Consider the following 18,314-nt stretch of genomic DNA (forward strand, 5'->3'; position numbering starts at 1 on the left):
GGCGGCCGGGACCGGTCGGGTCTCGGGGGCCGGGGTCGGCTCCATGGCGGTCAGTCCGCGAGTTCGTTGTCGAGGGCCGCGAACAGTTCGTCGTCCGTGGCCGTGGTGACGTCGACGGCCCCGGAGGTCTCCTCCGGTCCGGCCTCGCGCCACTGCCGCAGCAGGGACTCCAGGCGGCGGGTGACGGTCCTGCGGTCGGCGTCGGTGTGCTGGAGCTGCTCGGCGAGCCGGTCCAGCTCGGCGAGGGCGTGGGCGGTCGGGTCGGCCTCGGTGCCGAGGAGCTGGTCGGCCAGGTGGCGGGTGAGCGCCTCGACCGTCGGGTGGTCGAAGACCAGGGTCGCCGACAGGGCGAGCCCGGTCGCCGCGCTCAGCAGGTTGCGCAGTTCCACGGCGGCCAGCGAGTCGAAGCCCAGGTCGCGCAGGGCACGGCCGGGGTCGATCCGGCCGGCGTCGGCGTGCCCGAGCACGGCGGCGGCGTGCCCGCGGACCAGCTGGTCCAGGTGGGCGTAACTCTGCTCGCGGTCCAGCCCCGCGAGGACGGTCGGCAGGTCGGCTCCGGCCGTCGCGGCCGTGGCCGATCCCGCGGCCGTACGGGCCTGCTGCGGGACCAAGGCGCGCAGCACGGCCGGCAGTTCGTCGCCGCGGGCGCGCAGGGCGGCGGTGTCGAACCGGATCGGCAGCACGGCCGCGTCGGGCAGGCCGAGGGCCGCGTCGAACAGGGCGAGCGCCTCCTCCGTGTCCATGGCCGGCATGCCGAGGCGGCGCATCCGCTGCCGTCCTGCCTCGTCGAGCTCCCCTGCCATGCCGGACTCCGCCTCCCACAGGCCCCAGCCCAGCGAGAGGGCGGGCAGGCCGAGGGTGTGCCGGTGGGCGGCCAGGGCGTCGAGGAAGACGTTGGCGGTGGCGTAGTTGGCCTGTCCGGCGCCGAGCAGGGTGCCCGCCGAGGAGGAGAACAGGACGAAGGCCGACAGGTCGCGGTCCGCGGTCAGCTCGTGCAGGTTCCAGGCGGCGTCCACCTTCGGCCGCAGCACGGCGGTGACCTGCTCGGGGGTGAGCGAGGTGAGCACCGCGTTGTCGACGACGCCGGCGGCGTGCACGACCGACCGCACCTCGTGCCGGTCCAGCACGGCGGCCAGCGCGTCCCGGTCGGCCGCGTCGCACGCCTCCAGGGTCACCCGGGCGCCCGACTCGGCCAGTTCGGCTCGCAGGTCCTCGGCGCCGGGTGCGGCGGGGCCGCGCCGGCTGACCAGGACCAGGTCGCGCACCCCGTGCCGGTCGACGAGGTGCCGGGCGAGGAGCGCGCCGAGCCCGCCGCTGCCGCCGGTGATCAGGACGGGCCCTTCGAGGGCCGTCATGTCGTCGCCGAGCTCGGTGATGCGGCTGAGCCGGGGCGCCTGAACCGTGCCGTCGCCCAGGACCAGTTCGGGCTCGTCTCCCGTGACGGCCCCGAGGAGGGCGTGCGCGTCGGCGCCGGAGCGCAGGTGGACCAGGGTGATCCGACCGGGGTTCTCCGCCTGGGCCGCGCGGACCAGGCCGGCCAGCGGCGCCCGGGTCAGGTCGTCGCCGAGCGCGACCACGAGCCGGGTCGCGGCGAGCCGGGGCTCGCCGAGCCACTGCGCGAGGACGGCGAGCAGCTCCAGGGTCGCGGTGCGCACGGCGTGAGGGACCGGGCCGTCGTACCGCGGGCAGACATGGACCAGGACGTCGGGCGCCGGGTCCGGGACGCCGGCCGCGGTGGCGTGGACGGGCAGGCCGAGGCCGAGCGTGTCCTCGCCGAGTACGGCCCCGGTCAGCCCCTCCGCCGTCTCCGGCAGGGTGACCGGCACGGAGGTGACGCGGTGCAGCGAGCGCGGGCGGGCCGACAGCTGGTCGGCGGAGACCTCCCGCACGACGAGCCCGGTCACCGTGGCGACGGGCCGCCCCGTGGTGTCGGTGACCGTCATGGTCGTCGTACCGGGCCCGGACGGCGCGATCCGCACCCGCACCCGCGCGGCACCCGCGGCGTGCACGGTCACCCCGGTCCAGGCGAAGGGCAGTTCGGGCCGCTGGTCGGCGGCGCCCAGCAGCAGCGCGTGCCAGCAGGCGTCCAGCAGGGCCGGGTGGATGCCGTAGCCGGCCGGTGCGGTGTGCTCGGGGAGCGTCACCTCGGCGAAGGTCTCCTCGCCGCGCCGCCAGGCGGCCGTGAGGCCCTGGAAGGCGGGGCCGTACGTGTAGCCGCGGTCGGCGAGTTCGTCGTAGGCGCCGGTCACGTCGAGCCGGTCGGCGCCCGGCGGCGGCCAGGCCGTGAGGTCGGCGGCCGGGTCGGGTGCGCCGGACGCGCCGAGGTGGCCGGTGGCATGCCGCTGCCAGGCGCCGCCGTCGGCGCGCGAGTGCAGCCTGACCGGATGCCGCCCCGTCTCGTCGGGCCGGTCGACATCCACCCGCAGGGCCACGGACCCCGTCTCGGGCAGCAGCAGCGGAGCCTCCAGCATCAGCTCGCCGACGCTCCCGGCGCCGACCTCCTGTCCTGCGCGCAGGGCGAGTTCGACGAGTCCGGTGCCGGGCAGCAGGGTCACGCCGTGCACGGCGTGGTCGGCCAGCCAGGGCAGGGTGCGGGTGGAGAGCCGTCCGGTGAGGGTGGCGGCGTCGCCGTCGGGCGACGGGACGACGGCGGCGAGCATCGGGTGGTCCGCTGCCTCCTGGCCGGCTCCCGTCACATCGCTCGCCTCGGGGCCGGGCTCCAGCCAGTAGCGCCGGTGCTCGAAGGGGTACGTCGGCAGATCCACCCACTCCCCGGCGGGTACGACGGCCGACCAGTCGACCGGGACACCTCGGGTCCAGGCCTGGCCGACGCCCTTGAGCACAGCGGTCACTTCGTCGCGCTCGCGCCGCATCAACGGCACGAAGGTGACGTCCTCGCCGGTCACGGAGGCCGGGCCCATCGGGGTGAGGACCGCGTCCGGGCCGACCTCCACGAAGGTCGTCACGCCCTCGGCCGACATCCGCCGGACCGTGTCCGCGAAACGGACCGCGTCACGAACGTGGTTGACCCAGAAATCGACCGTCCACGGGTCGCCCGCCGTGAACAACTCCACCTCGGGCACGCGCAGTTCGAGAGCGGAGACCACCTCCCGGAACTCCTCCAGCATCGGCTCCATCAACGCCGAGTGGAACGCGTGGGAGACCCTCAGACGGGACGTCTTACGGTCCTTGAAGTGCTCGACCAGAGCCAGGACCGACTCCTCGACGCCCGAAACGACCACCGAGCCGGGCGCGTTGACGGCCGCCAGCGAGACGGTCTCGCCCAGCAGAGGCGTCACCTCCTCCTCCGAGGCCTGCACCGCCACCATCGCCCCGCCCTCCGGCAGGGCCTCCATCAACCGGCCGCGGGCCGCGACCAGCCGGACCGCGTCCTCCAGGGAGAGCACCCCGGCGACATGGGCGGCCGCGATCTCGCCCACCGAGTGACCACCGACCGCGTCCGGGCGCATGCCCCAGGACTCCAGCAGGCGGAACAGAGCGACCTCGACCGCGAACAGGGCGGGCTGCGTGAACCCGGTCCGGTTCAGGGCCGAGTCCTCCCACATGACCTCGGTCAGGGGCCGGGGCAGTTCCTTGTCGAGCAGGAAGGTGACGCTGTCCAGGGCCGCCGCGAAGGCCGGGAACGCCTCGTACAGCCCGCGGGCCATGCCGACCCACTGCGAGCCCTGGCCGGAGAAGAGGTACCCGAGGCCGCCGGAGGCGACGGTGCCGCGGACGGCGTCCGGTGTCGGGGTGCCGGTGGCGAGCGCGGTGAGGGCGGCCCGCAGGTCGCCGGTGCCGGAGCCGGTCACCAGGGCGCGGTGCGGCAGGGCGGCGCGGGTGCTGAGCAGCGCGTGGGCCACGTCGCGGACGTCGGCGTGGTCGAGCGTGGCCAGCAGGCGGCGGGCCTGCTCCTGGACGGCGTGCTCGGACTTGCCGGACAGGGCGAGGGGCGGCAGGGGCCCGGCCGGGGCGGAGACGGCCTCCTCGGCCGGGGGCGCCTGTTCGAGGATGACGTGGGCGTTGGTGCCGCTGATGCCGAACGAGGAGACCGCGGCCCGCCAGGGCCGGTCCACGGTCGGCAACTTCTGCTGCTCGGTGACGAGTTCGACAGCTCCCTCGGTCCAGTCGACCTGGTCCGTCGCGGCGGCCACGTGCAGGGTCCTCGGTGCCTGGCCGTGCCGCATGGCCTGGACCATCTTGATGACGCCGGCGACACCGGCGGCGGCCTGGGTGTGGCCGATGTTGGACTTGATCGAGCCGAGCAGCAGAGGCTCCGAGCGGTCCTGGCCGTAGGTGGCGAGCAGGGCCTGGGCCTCGATGGGGTCGCCGAGGCGGGTGCCGGTGCCGTGGGCCTCCACGATGTCCACGTCCGTGGGGGCGAGGCCCGCGTGGGAGAGGGCGGCGCGGATCACGCGCTGCTGGGCGGGGCCGTTGGGGGCGGTGAGGCCGTTGGAGGCGCCGTCCTGGTTGATGGCCGAGCCGCGCAGCACGGCGAGGATGCGGTGGCCGTTGCGGCGGGCGTCGGAGAGCCGCTCCAGGACGACCATGCCGACGCCCTCGGACCAGCCGGTGCCGTCCGCGTCGACGGAGAACGACTTGCAGCGGCCGTCGGCGGCGAGCCCGTTCTGCCGGGCGAAGTCGACGAACGTGCCCGGCGTGGACATCACCGTGACTCCGCCGGCCAGCGCGAGGGAGCACTCGCCGGAGCGCAGGGCCTGCGCGGCCCAGTGCAGGGCGACCAGCGAGGACGAGCATGCCGTGTCGACGGTCACCGCGGGTCCCTGAAGGCCCAGGGTGTAGGCGACGCGGCCGGTGGCGACGCTGTTGAGGGTGCCGTTGCCGAAGTAGCCCTGGAGTTCGTCGGGTACGGCGGTCAGGGTGCTGCCGTAGTCGCGGTACATGACGCCCGCGAAGATGCCGGTGTCGGTGCCGCGCAGGGCCTCGGGGTCGATGCCCGCGTGCTCGAAGGACTCCCAGGCGGTCTCCAGGAGCAGTCGCTGCTGCGGGTCCATGGCGAGGGCCTCGCGCGGGGAGATGCCGAAGAAGTCGGCGTCGAAGTCGGCGACTTCGGCGAGGAAGCCGCCCTCGACGGTGTAGGTCTGGCCGGGTCCGGTGCCGTGCAGCGCGTCCAGGTCCCAGCCGCGGTCGGCGGGGAAGCCGGAGATGGCGTCGACCCCGTCGCGCACCAGGCGCCACAGGTCGTCGGGCGAGGCGACCCCGCCGGGGTAGCGGCAGCCCATGCCGACGATGACGATCGGGTCGTCGCGGTCGGCTGCGGCCGAAGCGGTCGCGGCGAGGGCCGGTGCCGACTCCAGGGCGGTGGCCAGCAGATGGTCGGCGAGGGCGCGCGGCGAGGGGTGGTCGAAGACGACCGTGGCGGGCAGCCGCAGCCCGGTTGCCGCGGAGACCTTGTTGCGGAACTCCACCGCGGTGAGGGAGTCGAAGCCGAAGTCGGTGAAGGCGCGCCGTGGTTCGACGGAGTCCGGGCTGTCGTGGCCGAGGACGGCGGCGACCTCGGCCCGGACGATCCCGAGCACATAGGTCTCCCGCTCGGCCCCGGACAGGGCGGCCAGCTTCGCCGCGAACGGCGCCTGGGCGGCCGGAGCCGTACCCGTGGCGGGCCGGCGGATCAAGTCGCGCAGCACGACCGGCAGTTCGGCGTCCCGGCGGCGCAGCGCCGCGGTGTCCAGGTGGACCGGTGCCAGGGCCGGGCCGCCCGCGGCCAGAGCCGCGTCGAACAGCGCCAGGCCCTCCGGCACGGACAGGGCGGCCATGCCGGTGCGCCGGACCCGCTCCAGGCCGGCCGCGTCGAGCCGCTCGCCCATGCCGTCGCCGTCCCAGATGCCCCAGGCCAGCGACAGGGCGGGCAGTCCGAGTGCGGCGCGGTGCTCGGCGAGGGCGTCGAGGAATGCGTTGGCGGCGGTGTAGTTGCCCTGCCCTGCCGGGGCGACAGCGCCCGTGGCCGAGGAGAACAGCACGAACATCGAGACGTCCCCGGCGAGTTCGTGCAGATGCCAGGCCGCGTCCGCCTTGGCCCGGAACACCGCCTCGACCTGCTCCGGCGTCATCGACTCCACCAGCGCGTCGGCCAGCACACCGGCCGAGTGGACCACGCCCCGCACCGGGTGCTCGGCCAGCAGCGCGGCCACGGCCTCCCGGTCGGACAGATCCGCCGCTACGACGGTGACGTCCACGCCCTGCTCGGCCAGCTCGGCGCGCAGTTCCTGGGCACCGGGTGCCTCGATGCCGCGGCGGCTGACCAGGACCAGGCGCCGTACGCCGTGCTCGGCCGCCAGGTGCCGGGCGACGGCCGCGCCGAGTCCGCCGGTGCCGCCGGTGACCAGGACGGACTCCGGTACGGGCACGGGCAGGCCGGAGGCCTGGGCCCGGTTCCAGCGCGGGACGAGGAGGGCCCCGTCGGCGATCCGCACCTCGGGTTCGGCGAGCCCCAGGGCCGCGCGCAGAGCGGGCTCCGCGAGGTCGGCCCCGCCGGCCGCGTCGAGCAGCAGGAACCGGTCCGGGTGCTCGGCCTGCGCGGCCCGTACGAGGCCCCGGACGGCGGCCTGCGCGAGATCGGGCGCGGACGTGGCGGGGGCGGCGTCGCGCGTCAGGACCGCGAGCCGTGCGGCGGTCCGGCGCTCGTCGGCGAGCCAGTCGCGCAGCACCGCCAGCACCCGCTCGGTCGCCTCGCGGGCCGCCGTCGCGGGGTCGCCCTGCGGGCGCGGCGCGCGCAGCACCACGACGTCCGGGGCGCCGGTGGGTTCGCCCAGTTCGTCGACGACCGCCAGGGTCCCGGCGTACGGGGTGCCGGCCGGGGCCTCGGTCCAGTGCGGCCGGTACAGCGAGCGGTCGGCCACGGGCGCGGTGACCGGCCGGGTGGTGAGCGACTCGACCGACGCGACGGGCGCGCCCTCGGAGTCGGCGAGGGCGAGGGTGACCGCGTTGTCGCCGTGCGGGGTCAGCCTGACCCGCAGGGCGGTCGCGCCGCCGCGGTGCAGGGCGGCCCCGCTGAAGGTGAACGGCAGCCCGTCGGCTCCCCGGAAAGCACCGGCGTGCAGCGCGGCGTCCAGCAGTGCCGGGTGCAGCGCGAAGCCATGGGTGTCGGCGTCCTCGGGGAGCGTGACCTCGGCGAACAGGTCGGCGCCCTGCTGCCAGGCGGCCCGCAGACCCCGGAAGAGCGGCCCGTACTCGATGCCGGCGTCCGCGAGCCGCTCGTAGGCGGCGGTGACGTCCAGCGGGGTGCCGCCGGGCGGAGGCCAGGCAGTGAGGGACGTCGGCGCGGGGGCCTCCTCGCGGAGGGTGCCGCCCGCGTGCCGGATCCACTCGCCGCCGGTCTCCCGGCCGTGCACGGTGACCGCGCGGCGGCCCTCCGCGGACCGCTCGCCGACGGTGACCCGCAGCCGTGTCTCGCCCTCGGCGGGCACCATCACCGGTGCGTACAGGGTGAGTTCGTCGATCACCGGGCACTCGGCGCGTGCCCCGGCGTGCCAGACCAGCTCGATCAGCGCCGTGCCGGGCAGCAGGACCGTGTCGTGCACCTGGTGCTGGGCGAGCCAGGGGTGGCTGCCGAGTGCGAGGCTGCCGGTCAGGACGAGGCCGTCGGAGTCGACGTCGTCGAGCACGGCCGCGAGGATCGCATGGTCGGTGGCGTCCTGCCCCCGGCCGACGCCCGACACGGACCAGGCGGACGACTCCATCCAGTAGCGGCGGTGCTCGAAGGGGTAGGTCGGCAGCTCGACCGGCCGGCCCGCGGGTACGACCGCGGCCCAGTCGACCAAGACACCTCGGGTCCAGGCGTCCGCAACTCCCTTGAGAAGCTGGGCGAGTTGGTCGCGCTCGCGGCGCATGAGCGGGACGAAGGTGACGTCCTCGCCGGTGACGGAGGCCGGGCCCATCGGGGTGAGGACCGCGTCCGGGCCGACCTCGACGAAGGTGCTGACGCCTTCTGACTCCATCCGCCGGACCGTGTCCGCGAAGCGGACCGTGTCACGGACGTGGTTCACCCAGAAGTCGGCCGTGCGCGGATCGCCCGCCGTGAACAACGGCAGGACGGGGTCGTGCAGTTCGAGTCCGGCGACCACCTGGCGGAAGTCCTCCAGCATCGGCTCCATCAGCGCCGAGTGGAAGGCGTGGGAGACCCGCAGGCGGGAGGTCTTGCGGTCCTTGAAGTGCTCGACGACCGCGAGCACCGACTCCTCGACGCCTGAGATCACCACCGAGCCGGGCGCGTTGACGGCCGCCAGCGAGACCGTGTCGCCCAGCAGCGGCAGGACCTCTTCCTCCGTGGCCTGCACCGCCACCATCGCCCCGCCCTCCGGCAGGGCCTCCATCAGCCGGCCTCGTGCGGTGACCAGTGCGGCGGCGTCCTCCAGGGAGAGCACCCCGGCGACATGGGCGGCCGCGATCTCGCCGACCGAGTGGCCGCCGACCGCGTCCGGGCGCATGCCCCAGGACTCCAGCAGGCGGAAGAGAGCCACCTCGATGGCGAACAGCGCGGGCTGGGTGAACCCGGTCCGGTCGAGCGAGGTGCCGTCCCACATGGCCGGCTTCACCTCGCCGCCCAGCGCCTGAAGCACCTCGTCCAGCGCGGCGGCGAAGGCCGGGAACGCCTCGTACAGCTCACGGCCCATCCCGGCCCACTGCGAGCCCTGGCCGGAGAAGACGTACCCGAGTCCCCCGCCGGGGGTGAGCCGGACCGGCTCACCCCCGGCGGCGGTCCGCTCGAGTGCGGCCCGCAGCTCGGCCGTGTCGTGGCCCAGGGCGACCGCGCGGTGGTCCAGGGCGCCACGGGCGGTGGCGAGGGAGTGTGCGAGGTCGTGGGGGTCGGTGCCGGAGTCGAGGAGGCCGGCGATGCGGCGGGCGAGGGTGCGGACGCCCTGGGGGCTGCGGCCGGAGAGGACCAGTGGCAGCACGGCGGGGGCCGCCTCGGCCGCGGGGGCCGGGTCCTCCTGCGGGGCCTGCTCGACGATGACGTGCGCGTTGGTGCCGCTGATGCCGAAGGAGGACACGCCGGCCCGCCAGGGCCGCTCGACCTCGGGCCAGGGGCGGTCTCCGGTGAGGAGTTCGACGGCTCCGGCGGACCAGTCGACCTGGGCGGAGGGCTCGTCCACGTGCAGGGTGCGCGGGACGGTCCCCTCACGCATGGCCATGATCATCTTGATGACGCCCGCGACACCGGCGGCGGCCTGCGCGTGCCCGATGTTCGACTTGATCGAGCCGAGCAGCAGGGGCTCCGAGCGGTCCTGGCCGTAGGTGGCGAGGATGGCCTGCGCCTCGATGGGGTCGCCCAGGGTGGTGCCGGTGCCGTGGCCCTCGACGACGTCGACGTCGGCAGCCGCGAGGCCCGCGTCGGCCAGGGCGGCGCGGATCACGCGCTGCTGGGAGGGGCCGTTGGGGGCGGAGAAGCCGTTGGAGGCGCCGTCCTGGTTGACGGCGGAGCCGCGGATGACGCCGAGGATGCGGTGGCCGTTGCGGCGGGCGTCGGACAGGCGCTCCAGGAGCAGCACACCGGCACCCTCGGACCAGGAGGCGCCGTCGGCGGCGTCGGCGTAGGACTTGCAGCGGGCGTCGGGGGCGAGGCCGCGCTGCTGGCTGAAGTCGACGAAGATCTCGGGCGTGGCCATCACGGCGACGCCGCCCGCGAGGGCGAGGGTGCACTCGCCGGAGCGCAGGGAGCGGGCCGCCCAGTGCAGGGCGACCAGCGACGACGAGCAGGCCGTGTCCACGGAGACGGCCGGGCCTTCGAGGCCGAAGGTGTAGGAGATACGGCCGGAGACGAGGCTGCCGGCGCTGCTGCCGGCCGCGTAGTCGTGGTGCATGAGGCCGGCGAACACACCGGTGCGGCTGCCGCGCAGGGAGGCCGGGGCGATCGCCGCCCGCTCGCAGGCCTCCCAGGACAGCTCCAGGAGCAGCCGCTCCTGCGGGTCCATGATCAGCGCCTCGCGCGGCGAGATGCCGAAGAAGCCGGCGTCGAAGTCGCCCGCGTCGTACAGGAAGCCGCCCTCGCGGACGTACGACTTGCCCTCGGTGCCGGGCACCGGGTCGTAGACGCCGTCGACGTCCCAGCCGCGGTCGTGCGGGAAGTCGCCGATGGCGTCGACGCCCTGGGCGACCAGGTGCCACAGCTCCTCCGGGGAGGTGACGCCGCCGGGGTAGCGGCAGCTCATGCCGATGACGGCGATCGGTTCGTCGGCGGCGACGGCGGCCGTGGTGCTCCTGGTGTCCGACTGCGGTGCGCCGCCCGCGAGTTCGCCGTGCAGGAAGCGGGCGAGGGCCTGCGGGGAGGGGTGGTCGAAGACGAGGGTGGCGGGCAGCCGCAGGCCGGTCGCGCGGCCGAGGCGGTTGCGCAGCTCGACCGCGGTGAGCGAGTCGAAGCCCAGCTCCCAGAAGGCGCGGGTCGGTTCGACGGCCTGGCTGTCGCCGTGGCCGAGGACGGCCGCGGCCTGGGCGCGCACCAGGTCGAGGAGCCGCTGCTCGCGCTGGGCCTCCGGCAGGGCGAGCAGCGCGTCCTGCCAGGAGTCGGGTCCGGCGGAGGAGGCCGCGACCGTGCGCCGGGTGACGGGGACGAGGACGCGGAACAGCGGCTGCAGCTCGTCGCCCTGGGCGCGCAGCCGGGGCAGGTCGAGGCGGACCGGGGCGAGCACCGGCTCGGTCCGGGCGAGGGCCGCGTCGAACAGCAGCAGCCCGTCCTCGGTGCTGAGCGGGGCGACACCGCTGCCGCTGATCCGGGCGTGGTCGACGGCGTCGAGGTGCCCGGTCATGCCGCTCGCGCTGCCCCACAGGCCCCAGGCCAGCGCGTGCGCGGGCAGGCCTGCGGCGCGGCGGTGCCGGGCGAGGGCGTCCAGGTAGGCGTTGGCGGCGGAGTAGTTGGCCTGTCCGGCGCTGCCCGCGAGCCCGGCGAGCGAGGAGAACAGCACGAAGTGGGTGAGGTCCCGGTCCGCGGTCAGCTCGTGCAGATGCCAGGCGGCGTCCGCCTTGGGCCGCAGCACGGCGTCCAGCCGCTCCGGCGTCAGCGAGCCGAAGGTGCCGTCGTCGAGGACACCGGCCGCGTGCACGACGGCGGTGACGGGGTGCTCGGCGGGCACGGAGTCCAGGGCGGCGGCGAGCGCGGCGCGGTCGGTGACGTCGCAGGCGAGTGCGGTGACGGTCGCCTCACCGGCGCCGGCGACACCGCTTCCGCTCCGGCTGAGCAGCAGCAGATGCCGGACTCCGCACCCGGCGACCAGATGGCCGACCACGGCCTCGGCGAGCGTGCCGCCGGCCCCGGTCACCACCACGGTGCCCTCCGGGTCCCAGCCGGGCGCCTCGGCCTCGCCGGAGGCGTGCGCCCGCACGAGACGCGGCACCAGCAGCGTGCCCTCCCGTACGGCGACCTCGGGCTCCCCGAGCGCCAGGGCGAGGGGCAGCGCGGCCTGCGCGTCCCCGTCGAGGTCGGTCAGCACGATCCGGCCGGGGTTCTCCTGCTGGGCGGTGCGCAGCAGGCCCTGCACGGCGGCCGCGGCCGGGTCGGCGCCGTCCACCGCGCCCCGTGTGACGACGAGGAGGGTGCCGTCGGCGAACCGCTCGTCGGCCAGCCACGCCTGTACGTCGGCCAGCACCGCGCCGGCCGCCTCGTGCACGGCGTCGGGCTCGGCGCCCGAGCGGCGGGGTGTCAGGACGACGACCCCCGCGGCTGCCTCTTGGGCGGTGTCCGCGAGCGAGGCGACGGCCGGCAGACCGAGGTGCAGCGTGTCGTCGCCGACGAGGGTCCAGGGGCGCTCGTCCGGTTCCGTGTCGGCGGCCGCCTCCTGCCACTCGACGCGGAACAGCGCCTCCTGTGCCGTACGGGCCGCGGAGGTCAGCTCCCGTGCCGTGAGCGGGCGCAGGGCCAGCGACCCCACGACGGCGACGGGGGTGCCGGTCGCGTCGGCGACCTCCAGGGTCACGGCCCCGGAGCCCGCGGGGCGTACCCGGACGCGCAGGCTGGTCGCGCCGGTGGCGTACAGCTCGACGTCCCGCCAGGCGAAGGGCAGTTCGGGCCCGTCGGCGGCCTGGTCGCCGAGGCCGACCGCGTGCAGGGCCGCGTCGAGCAGGGCGGGGTGGAGGCCGAAGCCGTCGGGGCGCTGCCGCTCGGGGAGTTCGGCCTCGGCGAGCACGTCGGTGCCGTCGAGCCAGGCCGTGCGCAGTCCTCGGAAGGCGGGCCCGTAGGCGAGTCCGGTGTCCGCGAGCCGGTCGTGCAGGCCGTCGAGGTCGACGGGCTCGGCGCCGGCGGGCGGCCACGCGGCGAGGGTGAAGCCGGGGCGGTGGGGTGCGGCGGTGAGGGTGCCGGTGGCGTGCCGGGTCCAGGGCAGGTCGGCGGGGGCGTCGGCGGGCCGCGAGTACACCGCGAACTCCCGCCGGTCCGCGGCCTCTTCGGCCGGGTCGACGTGCACCTGCACCATGACCGAGCCCTGCGCGGGCAGGATCAGCGGGGTGCCCAGGGTGAGTTCTTCCACCCGGGACAGGCCGACCCCGTCCCCGGCCCGGACGGCCAGCTCGACGAAGCCCGTGCCGGGGAAGAGGGTCCGGCCCTCGACGACGTGGTCGGCCAGCCAGGCGTGTGTGGCCAGTCCGATGCGGCCGGTGAAGGTCGTGCCCTGGCCGTCGGCGCGCTGGACGGCCGCGCCGAGCAGCGGGTGCCCGGTGGCCTCCAGGCCTGCGGCGGCGACGTCCCCGGCGACCGGGGAGTCGTCGAGCCAGAAGCGGCGCCGCTGGAAGGGGTAGGTGGGCAGGTCGACCTGCCGGGCGGTCTCGGGGAAGGCGGAGGAGAAGTCGACGTCGAAGCCGTACGCGAACAGCTCACCGGCCGACGTCAGGAAACGGTCCAGGCCGCCCTCGCCGCGGCGCAGGGTGCCCACGACCGCGCCCTGGCGGCCGAGCACATCGAGGTTGTCCTGGATGCCCATGCCGACCACGGGGTGCGCGCTGACCTCGACGAAGGCGCTGTAGCCGCTCTCCGCGAGGGTGGCGACCGCGTCGGCGAAGCGGACCTGCCGGCGCAGGTTGCGGTACCAGTACCCGGCGTCCATCTCCGTCGTGTCCAGCCACTCCCCCGTCACCGTCGACAGGAAGGGCACGCGGGAGGCGCGCGGCCGGACCGGGGCGAGGACCCGCAGCAGCTCCGCCTCGATCTGCTCGACCTGCGGCGAGTGCGAGGCGTAGTCCACGGCGACCCGGCGCACCCGGACGCTCTCGGCCTCCAACTCGGCCTGGAGCGCGTCCAGTCCGGCCGGGTCACCGGCGACCACGACGGCCTTCGGGCCGTTCACGGCCGCCACGGACACGCCGTCCGGCAGCCTGGGCTCCAGGGCGTCGACGGGCAGGGCGACCGACATCATGCCGCCCGCGCCCGCCAGCGACCGGGCGATCACCTGCGACCGCAGGGCGACGATCAGCGCCCCGTCCTCCAGCGACAGGGCCCCGCTGACGACGGCCGCGGCGATCTCGCCCTGCGAGTGGCCCACGACCGCGTCGGGCTTGACGCCGTACGACTCCCACAGCGCGGCCAGTGACACCATCACCGCGAAGGACGCGGGCTGGACCACGTCCACCCGGTCCAGGGCCGAGCCGTCCGGGTCCCGCAGCACGTCCGTCAGCGACCAGTCGGTGAGCGGGTCCAGGGCGTCCGCGCACTCTGCCAGCCGTGCGGCGAAGACGCTGCTCTCCTCCGCGAGGCGGGCGCCCATGCCGACCCACTGGGTGCCCTGGCCGGGAAAGAGGAAGACCTTCTTGCCGCCGGGCACGGTCTCGACGGACGGCTCGGTGAACTCCTCCAGCGCGCTGATCAGTTCGGCTCGTTCGTGTCCGACCACGACCGCGCGCCGGCCGAACACCGCACGCCCTGTCACCAGCGAATGACCCACATCGGCCAAGGAGTCCGCGGACTGCAGGCGTTCGCGTACCCGGCCCGCCAGCGCGCTCAGCGCGGCATCGCTCTTCGCGGACAGCACGAGCGGCACGGGAGCACCGTCGGTGGTCTCCGGTGACCCGGCGGGCTCCGCGTCCCCTTCCTCCAGGATCACGTGCGCGTTGGTGCCGGAGAGACCGAAGGAGGAGACGCCGACCCGGCGGGGGCGGTCCTCCGCACGGGACCAGTCCTGGGCCTCCGTGAGGAGTTCCACGGACCCGCGGGACCACTCGACGTGCGGGGAGGGAGCGTCCACGTGCAGGGTGCGGGGCAGGACGCCGTGGCGCATGGCCATGACCGACTTGATGACACTGGCGACACCCGCGGCGGCCTGGGTGTGCCCGAGGTTCGACTTCACCGAGCCGAGCCAGAGCGGGCGTTCGCGGTCCTTGCCGTAGGTGGCGAGGAGGGCCTCGGCCTCGATGGGGTCGCCGAGGGTGGTGCCGGTGCCGTGCGCCTCGACGGCGTCCACGTCTGCGAAGTCGAGGCTCGCGTCGGCGAGCGCGGCGCGGATGACACGCTGCTGGGAGGGTCCGTTGGGGGCGGTCATGCCGCTGGAGGCGCCGTCCTGGTTGACGGCCGAGCCGCGGACGACCGCGAGGACGCGGTGGCCGTTGCGGCGGGCGTCGGCGAGGGTCTCCAGCAGGAGCATGCCGGCGCCCTCGCCCCAGGCGGTGCCGTCGGCGGCGGCCGCGAAGGGCTTGCAGCGGCCGTCGGCGGCGAGGCCCTGCTGGAGGCTGAACTCGACGAACGAGTCGGGGGTGGACATGACCGTGACGCCGCCGGCCAGCGCGAGGGAGCACTCGCCCCGGCGCAGGGCCTGCATCGCGGAGTGCAGGGCGACCAGGGAGGAGGAGCAGGCGGTGTCGACGGTGAGGGCGGGGCCCTCCAGGCCGAGGGTGTAGGCGATGCGGCCGGACAGGATGCTGCCCGAGGTGCCGTTGCCGAGGTAGGCGGCGAGCTCGTCGGGGACCGGCCGGACCCAGGAGCCGTAGTCGTGGTACATCACACCGGCGAAGACGCCCGTACGGGTGCCGCGCACCGACTGCGGGTCGATGCCCGCGCGTTCGAAGGCCTCCCAGGACGTCTCCAGGACCAGCCGCTGCTGGGGGTCCATGGCGAGGGCCTCGCGCTCGGAGATGCCGAAGAAGACGGGGTCGAACTCGGGGGCGTCGTGCAGGAAGCCGCCCTCGCGGACGTAGGTGCGGCCGGGGATGCCGGGCTCGGGGTCGTAGAGGGCGTCGGTGTCCCAGCCGCGGTCGGCGGGGAAGGCGGTGACGGCGTCCTCGCCGGCGGCGACCAGCCGCCACAGGTCCTCGGGGGAGGTCACGCCGCCGGGGAAGCGGCACGCCATGCCGACGACGGCGATCGGGGCGTGCTGCGCCTCCTGGAGTTCGCCGAGTTTCCGCCTGGTGTCGCGGAGATCGGCCGTCGCGCGCTTGAGGTAGTTGAGCAGCTTTTCTTCGTTGTTTGCCACCGACGTCACCCATCGCTCCGGTCGAAACTCGGCACGGCGCTCCACCTTGAACAGGAAATCTGCGTCGGGCCTTTACCGAGGACTGATGCGGATTCGCGTACGAGAAAAGGGGAATCCGCCAATACGCACGCAACGGTAGCGGCGCCGGTATGCCCGAACCACCCCTAAGGGCGCCGGTGCACCCGCTGTGGCCTGCGGGGTCCGTGGATTAGGGGTTGCGGTACCCGGGGGTGCGCTGGCAGGTTGACGATGCCAATTCCCCACCCACGGGGCGAATTCCCCGTCCACGGGCCCGCCCGGAATGAGGCTACGGATTCGTCATGACTGCCGCATCGAGTGAAACGAAGTCGTGGATACGGCGCTTTGCGCCGGCCGACGAGGCGAGCACTCAACTGGTGTGCCTGCCCCACGCGGGAGGTTCCGCACCCTTCTTTCTTCCGGTGGCGCGAGCGCTGGCGCCGGGCACCGATGTGCTGGCCGTCCAGTATCCGGGGCGGCAGGACCGGCGCGAGGAGAAGGCCGTCGAGAGCATTCCGGAACTCGCCGAGCGGGTGACCCGGGCGCTCGTGGAGACGGTGGACCGTCCGGTGACGCTGTTCGGGCACAGCATGGGCGCCTCGGTGGCGTTCGAGGTGGCGCGGCGGCTGCCGGGCACCGGCGTCGAGGTGCTCGGGCTGATCGTGTCCGGCCGGTGCGCGCCGCCCTGCCGGTGTGTGTCGCGGCGGCGGCTGTCCACGGACGAGAACATCCTCGACGAGATCCGCCGGCTGAGCGGCACCGACGCCCGGGTGCTCAGCGACGACGACCTGGTCCGCATGATCCTGCCGGCGCTGCGCGCCGACTACGCGGCCGTGATGGCGTACCACAGCGAACCGGACGCCCGGGTCCCCTACCCGGTGCTGGCGATGGTCGGTGACGCCGATCCGCAGGTACCGGTGGAGGACGCGCGGGCGTGGGCGGACCACACGGACTCGGAGGAGTTCGAGCTGAAGGTGTTCCCGGGCGGTCACTTCTACCTCAACGACCAGGCCGCGGCGGTCATCGACGCCGTCCGGCGGCAGATCGCCCACTGGTCGGCCGCTTCCGTCGGGGGCCGCGTCGCCTGACCCCTGCCCCGTACGAGAACGACGCGCCGCCCTCCTGAACGGGGCGGCGCGTCGTCGTCGTACGGCCGTCAGCGGGTCAGACGGCGGCGGAACAGGCGCATGGTGAGGCCGGCCGACAGCAGCAGGAGCGGCACCCACCAGGCGAGGGCGAGCCAGGCGCTGTCGTCGAGCGGGGTGCCGATCAGCAAGGCGCGCACGGCGTCGACGACCGGGGTGAAGGGCTGGTTCTGCACGATGACGCGCAGCACGGTCGGCATGCCGTCGGCGGGCACCAGCGCGCTGCTCGCGTAGGGGAGGAACACCAGGATCAGGGCGTAGCCGCTGGCGGCCTCCACGCCGCCGGCGACGACGCCGAAGAGGGTGCCGATCCAGGCGACGGCGAGGATGAAGACGAGCAGGATGCCGAGGGCGGCGAGCCATTCGCCGGCGGTCGCGTCGGGCTTGAACCCGACGAGCCGGCCGACGCCGATCACGATGCCGACGGACAGGATGTTGCGCAGCGTGGCGGAGACGACGTGGCCGACGAGGACGGCCGGGCCGAACATCGGCATGGAGCGGAAGCGGGTGACGATGCCGTTCTGGAGGTCTCCGGCGACACCGACGGCGGTGGCGGAGGCGCTGAAGGACACGCTGAGGACGAGGACGCCGGAGATCAGGTAGTTGACGTAGGCGGGTCCGCCGGTGTCGATGGCGGCGCCGAACATGTAGCGGAACAGCAGGAGCAGCATGACCGGCAGGGCGACCGCCTGGATCATCTGGTCCGTGCTGCGGGTGAGATGGCGCAGGCTGCGGCCGACGAGGACGGCGCAGTCCTCCAGGGCCAGCGCGAGCGACGGCCGTTCGGGTCCTGCTGCGGCGTGGGTCATGCGGTGTCTCCCGAGTGGTCGGTCAGCAGGCGGAACACGTCGTCGAGGGTGGGCTCGTGCAGGGCGAACCGCTCCACGGTGAGGCCCTTGTCGGCTGCCTGGTCCAGCAGGTGCCGGATGTCGGCGGGGCCGTGGACGGGCACGGTGAGGGTGCGGCCGTCCGGGAGCAGGTCCCCGACGAACAGCTCGCGGGCGGCGCCGAGGTCCGCGGCCGGGAAGGTGAGTTCGGCGCGTTCGGTGCCGACCTGGCGTTTGAGTTCGGCCGCGGTGCCCTCGGCGACGACGCGTCCGGTGTCGATGAGGGCGATCCGATCGGCGAGCTGGTCGGCCTCCTCCAGGTACTGGGTGGTGAGCAGCACGGTGGTGCCGGCGGCCATCAGCTCCTTGATGGTGTCCCACACGTCGAGCCGACTGGTGGGGTCGAGTCCGGTGGTCGGCTCGTCCAGGAACAGCACGGGCGGCGAGTTGAGGAGGCTGACGGCGAGGTCGAGGCGGCGGCGCATGCCGCCGGAGTAGGTGCGCACCGGGCGGTGGGCGGCGGCGGTGAGGCGGAACTGCTCCAGCAGTTCGCCGGCCCGCCGCCGGGCCCCCGCCCGGCCCAGGTGGAACAGGCGGCCCATCATGACCAGGTTCTCGTGGCCGGTGAGCAGTTCGTCCACGGCCGAGTCCTGGCCGGTGAGCCCGATCATGCGGCGCACCGTGCGGGGCTGTGCGGCGACGTCGTGGCCGCCGATGGTGACGGTGCCGCCGTCGGCCCGCAGCAGGGTGCTCATGATGCGGACCGTGGTGGTCTTGCCGGCGCCGTTGGGTCCCAGCAGCGCGAGCATCGTGCCGGGTGCGACGCTCAGATCGACGCCGGTGAGGACGGTCGTCCCGCCGTAGGACTTGCGCAGTCCTCGTGCCTCGATCATGGGGCTGCTGGTCATCTGGGTACAACT

4 protein-coding genes are annotated in these 18,314 nt (G+C 74.7%); 1 reads left to right on the top strand and 3 read right to left on the bottom strand.

All coding sequences use genetic code 11. The annotated features are described in order from the left end of the window. Positions 1-50: 50 nt before the first annotated feature. Positions 51-15,404, bottom strand: a complete 15,354-nt coding sequence (locus tag ACIQ6Y_RS05495) for an SDR family NAD(P)-dependent oxidoreductase (protein WP_404033247.1) — start codon at positions 15,402-15,404, stop codon at positions 51-53. A 320-nt stretch (positions 15,405-15,724) separates the two neighbouring features. On the opposite strand from ACIQ6Y_RS05495, the gene ACIQ6Y_RS05500 reads away from it, so the two are divergent. Then, on the top strand, positions 15,725-16,510 hold the full coding sequence (locus ACIQ6Y_RS05500) for a thioesterase II family protein (protein WP_404033250.1): 786 nt from the start codon (positions 15,725-15,727) through the stop codon (positions 16,508-16,510). Positions 16,511-16,578: 68 nt separating this feature from the next. On the opposite strand, the gene ACIQ6Y_RS05505 is transcribed toward ACIQ6Y_RS05500, so the two are convergent. Then, positions 16,579-17,376 carry an ABC transporter permease gene (locus ACIQ6Y_RS05505; RefSeq protein WP_404033253.1) on the bottom strand — a complete coding sequence of 266 codons (798 nt, stop codon included), beginning with the start codon at positions 17,374-17,376 and terminating at the stop codon, positions 16,579-16,581. Further along, positions 17,373-18,302, bottom strand: coding sequence for an ATP-binding cassette domain-containing protein (locus ACIQ6Y_RS05510; protein ID WP_404033256.1), 930 nt, complete (start codon positions 18,300-18,302; stop codon positions 17,373-17,375). The genes ACIQ6Y_RS05505 and ACIQ6Y_RS05510 overlap by 4 nt, the downstream gene beginning before the upstream one ends. Between the last annotated feature and the right edge of the window lie 12 nt (positions 18,303-18,314).

Source organism: Streptomyces sp. NPDC096205 (genome assembly GCF_044763135.1).
Taxonomy (GTDB): domain Bacteria; phylum Actinomycetota; class Actinomycetes; order Streptomycetales; family Streptomycetaceae; genus Streptomyces.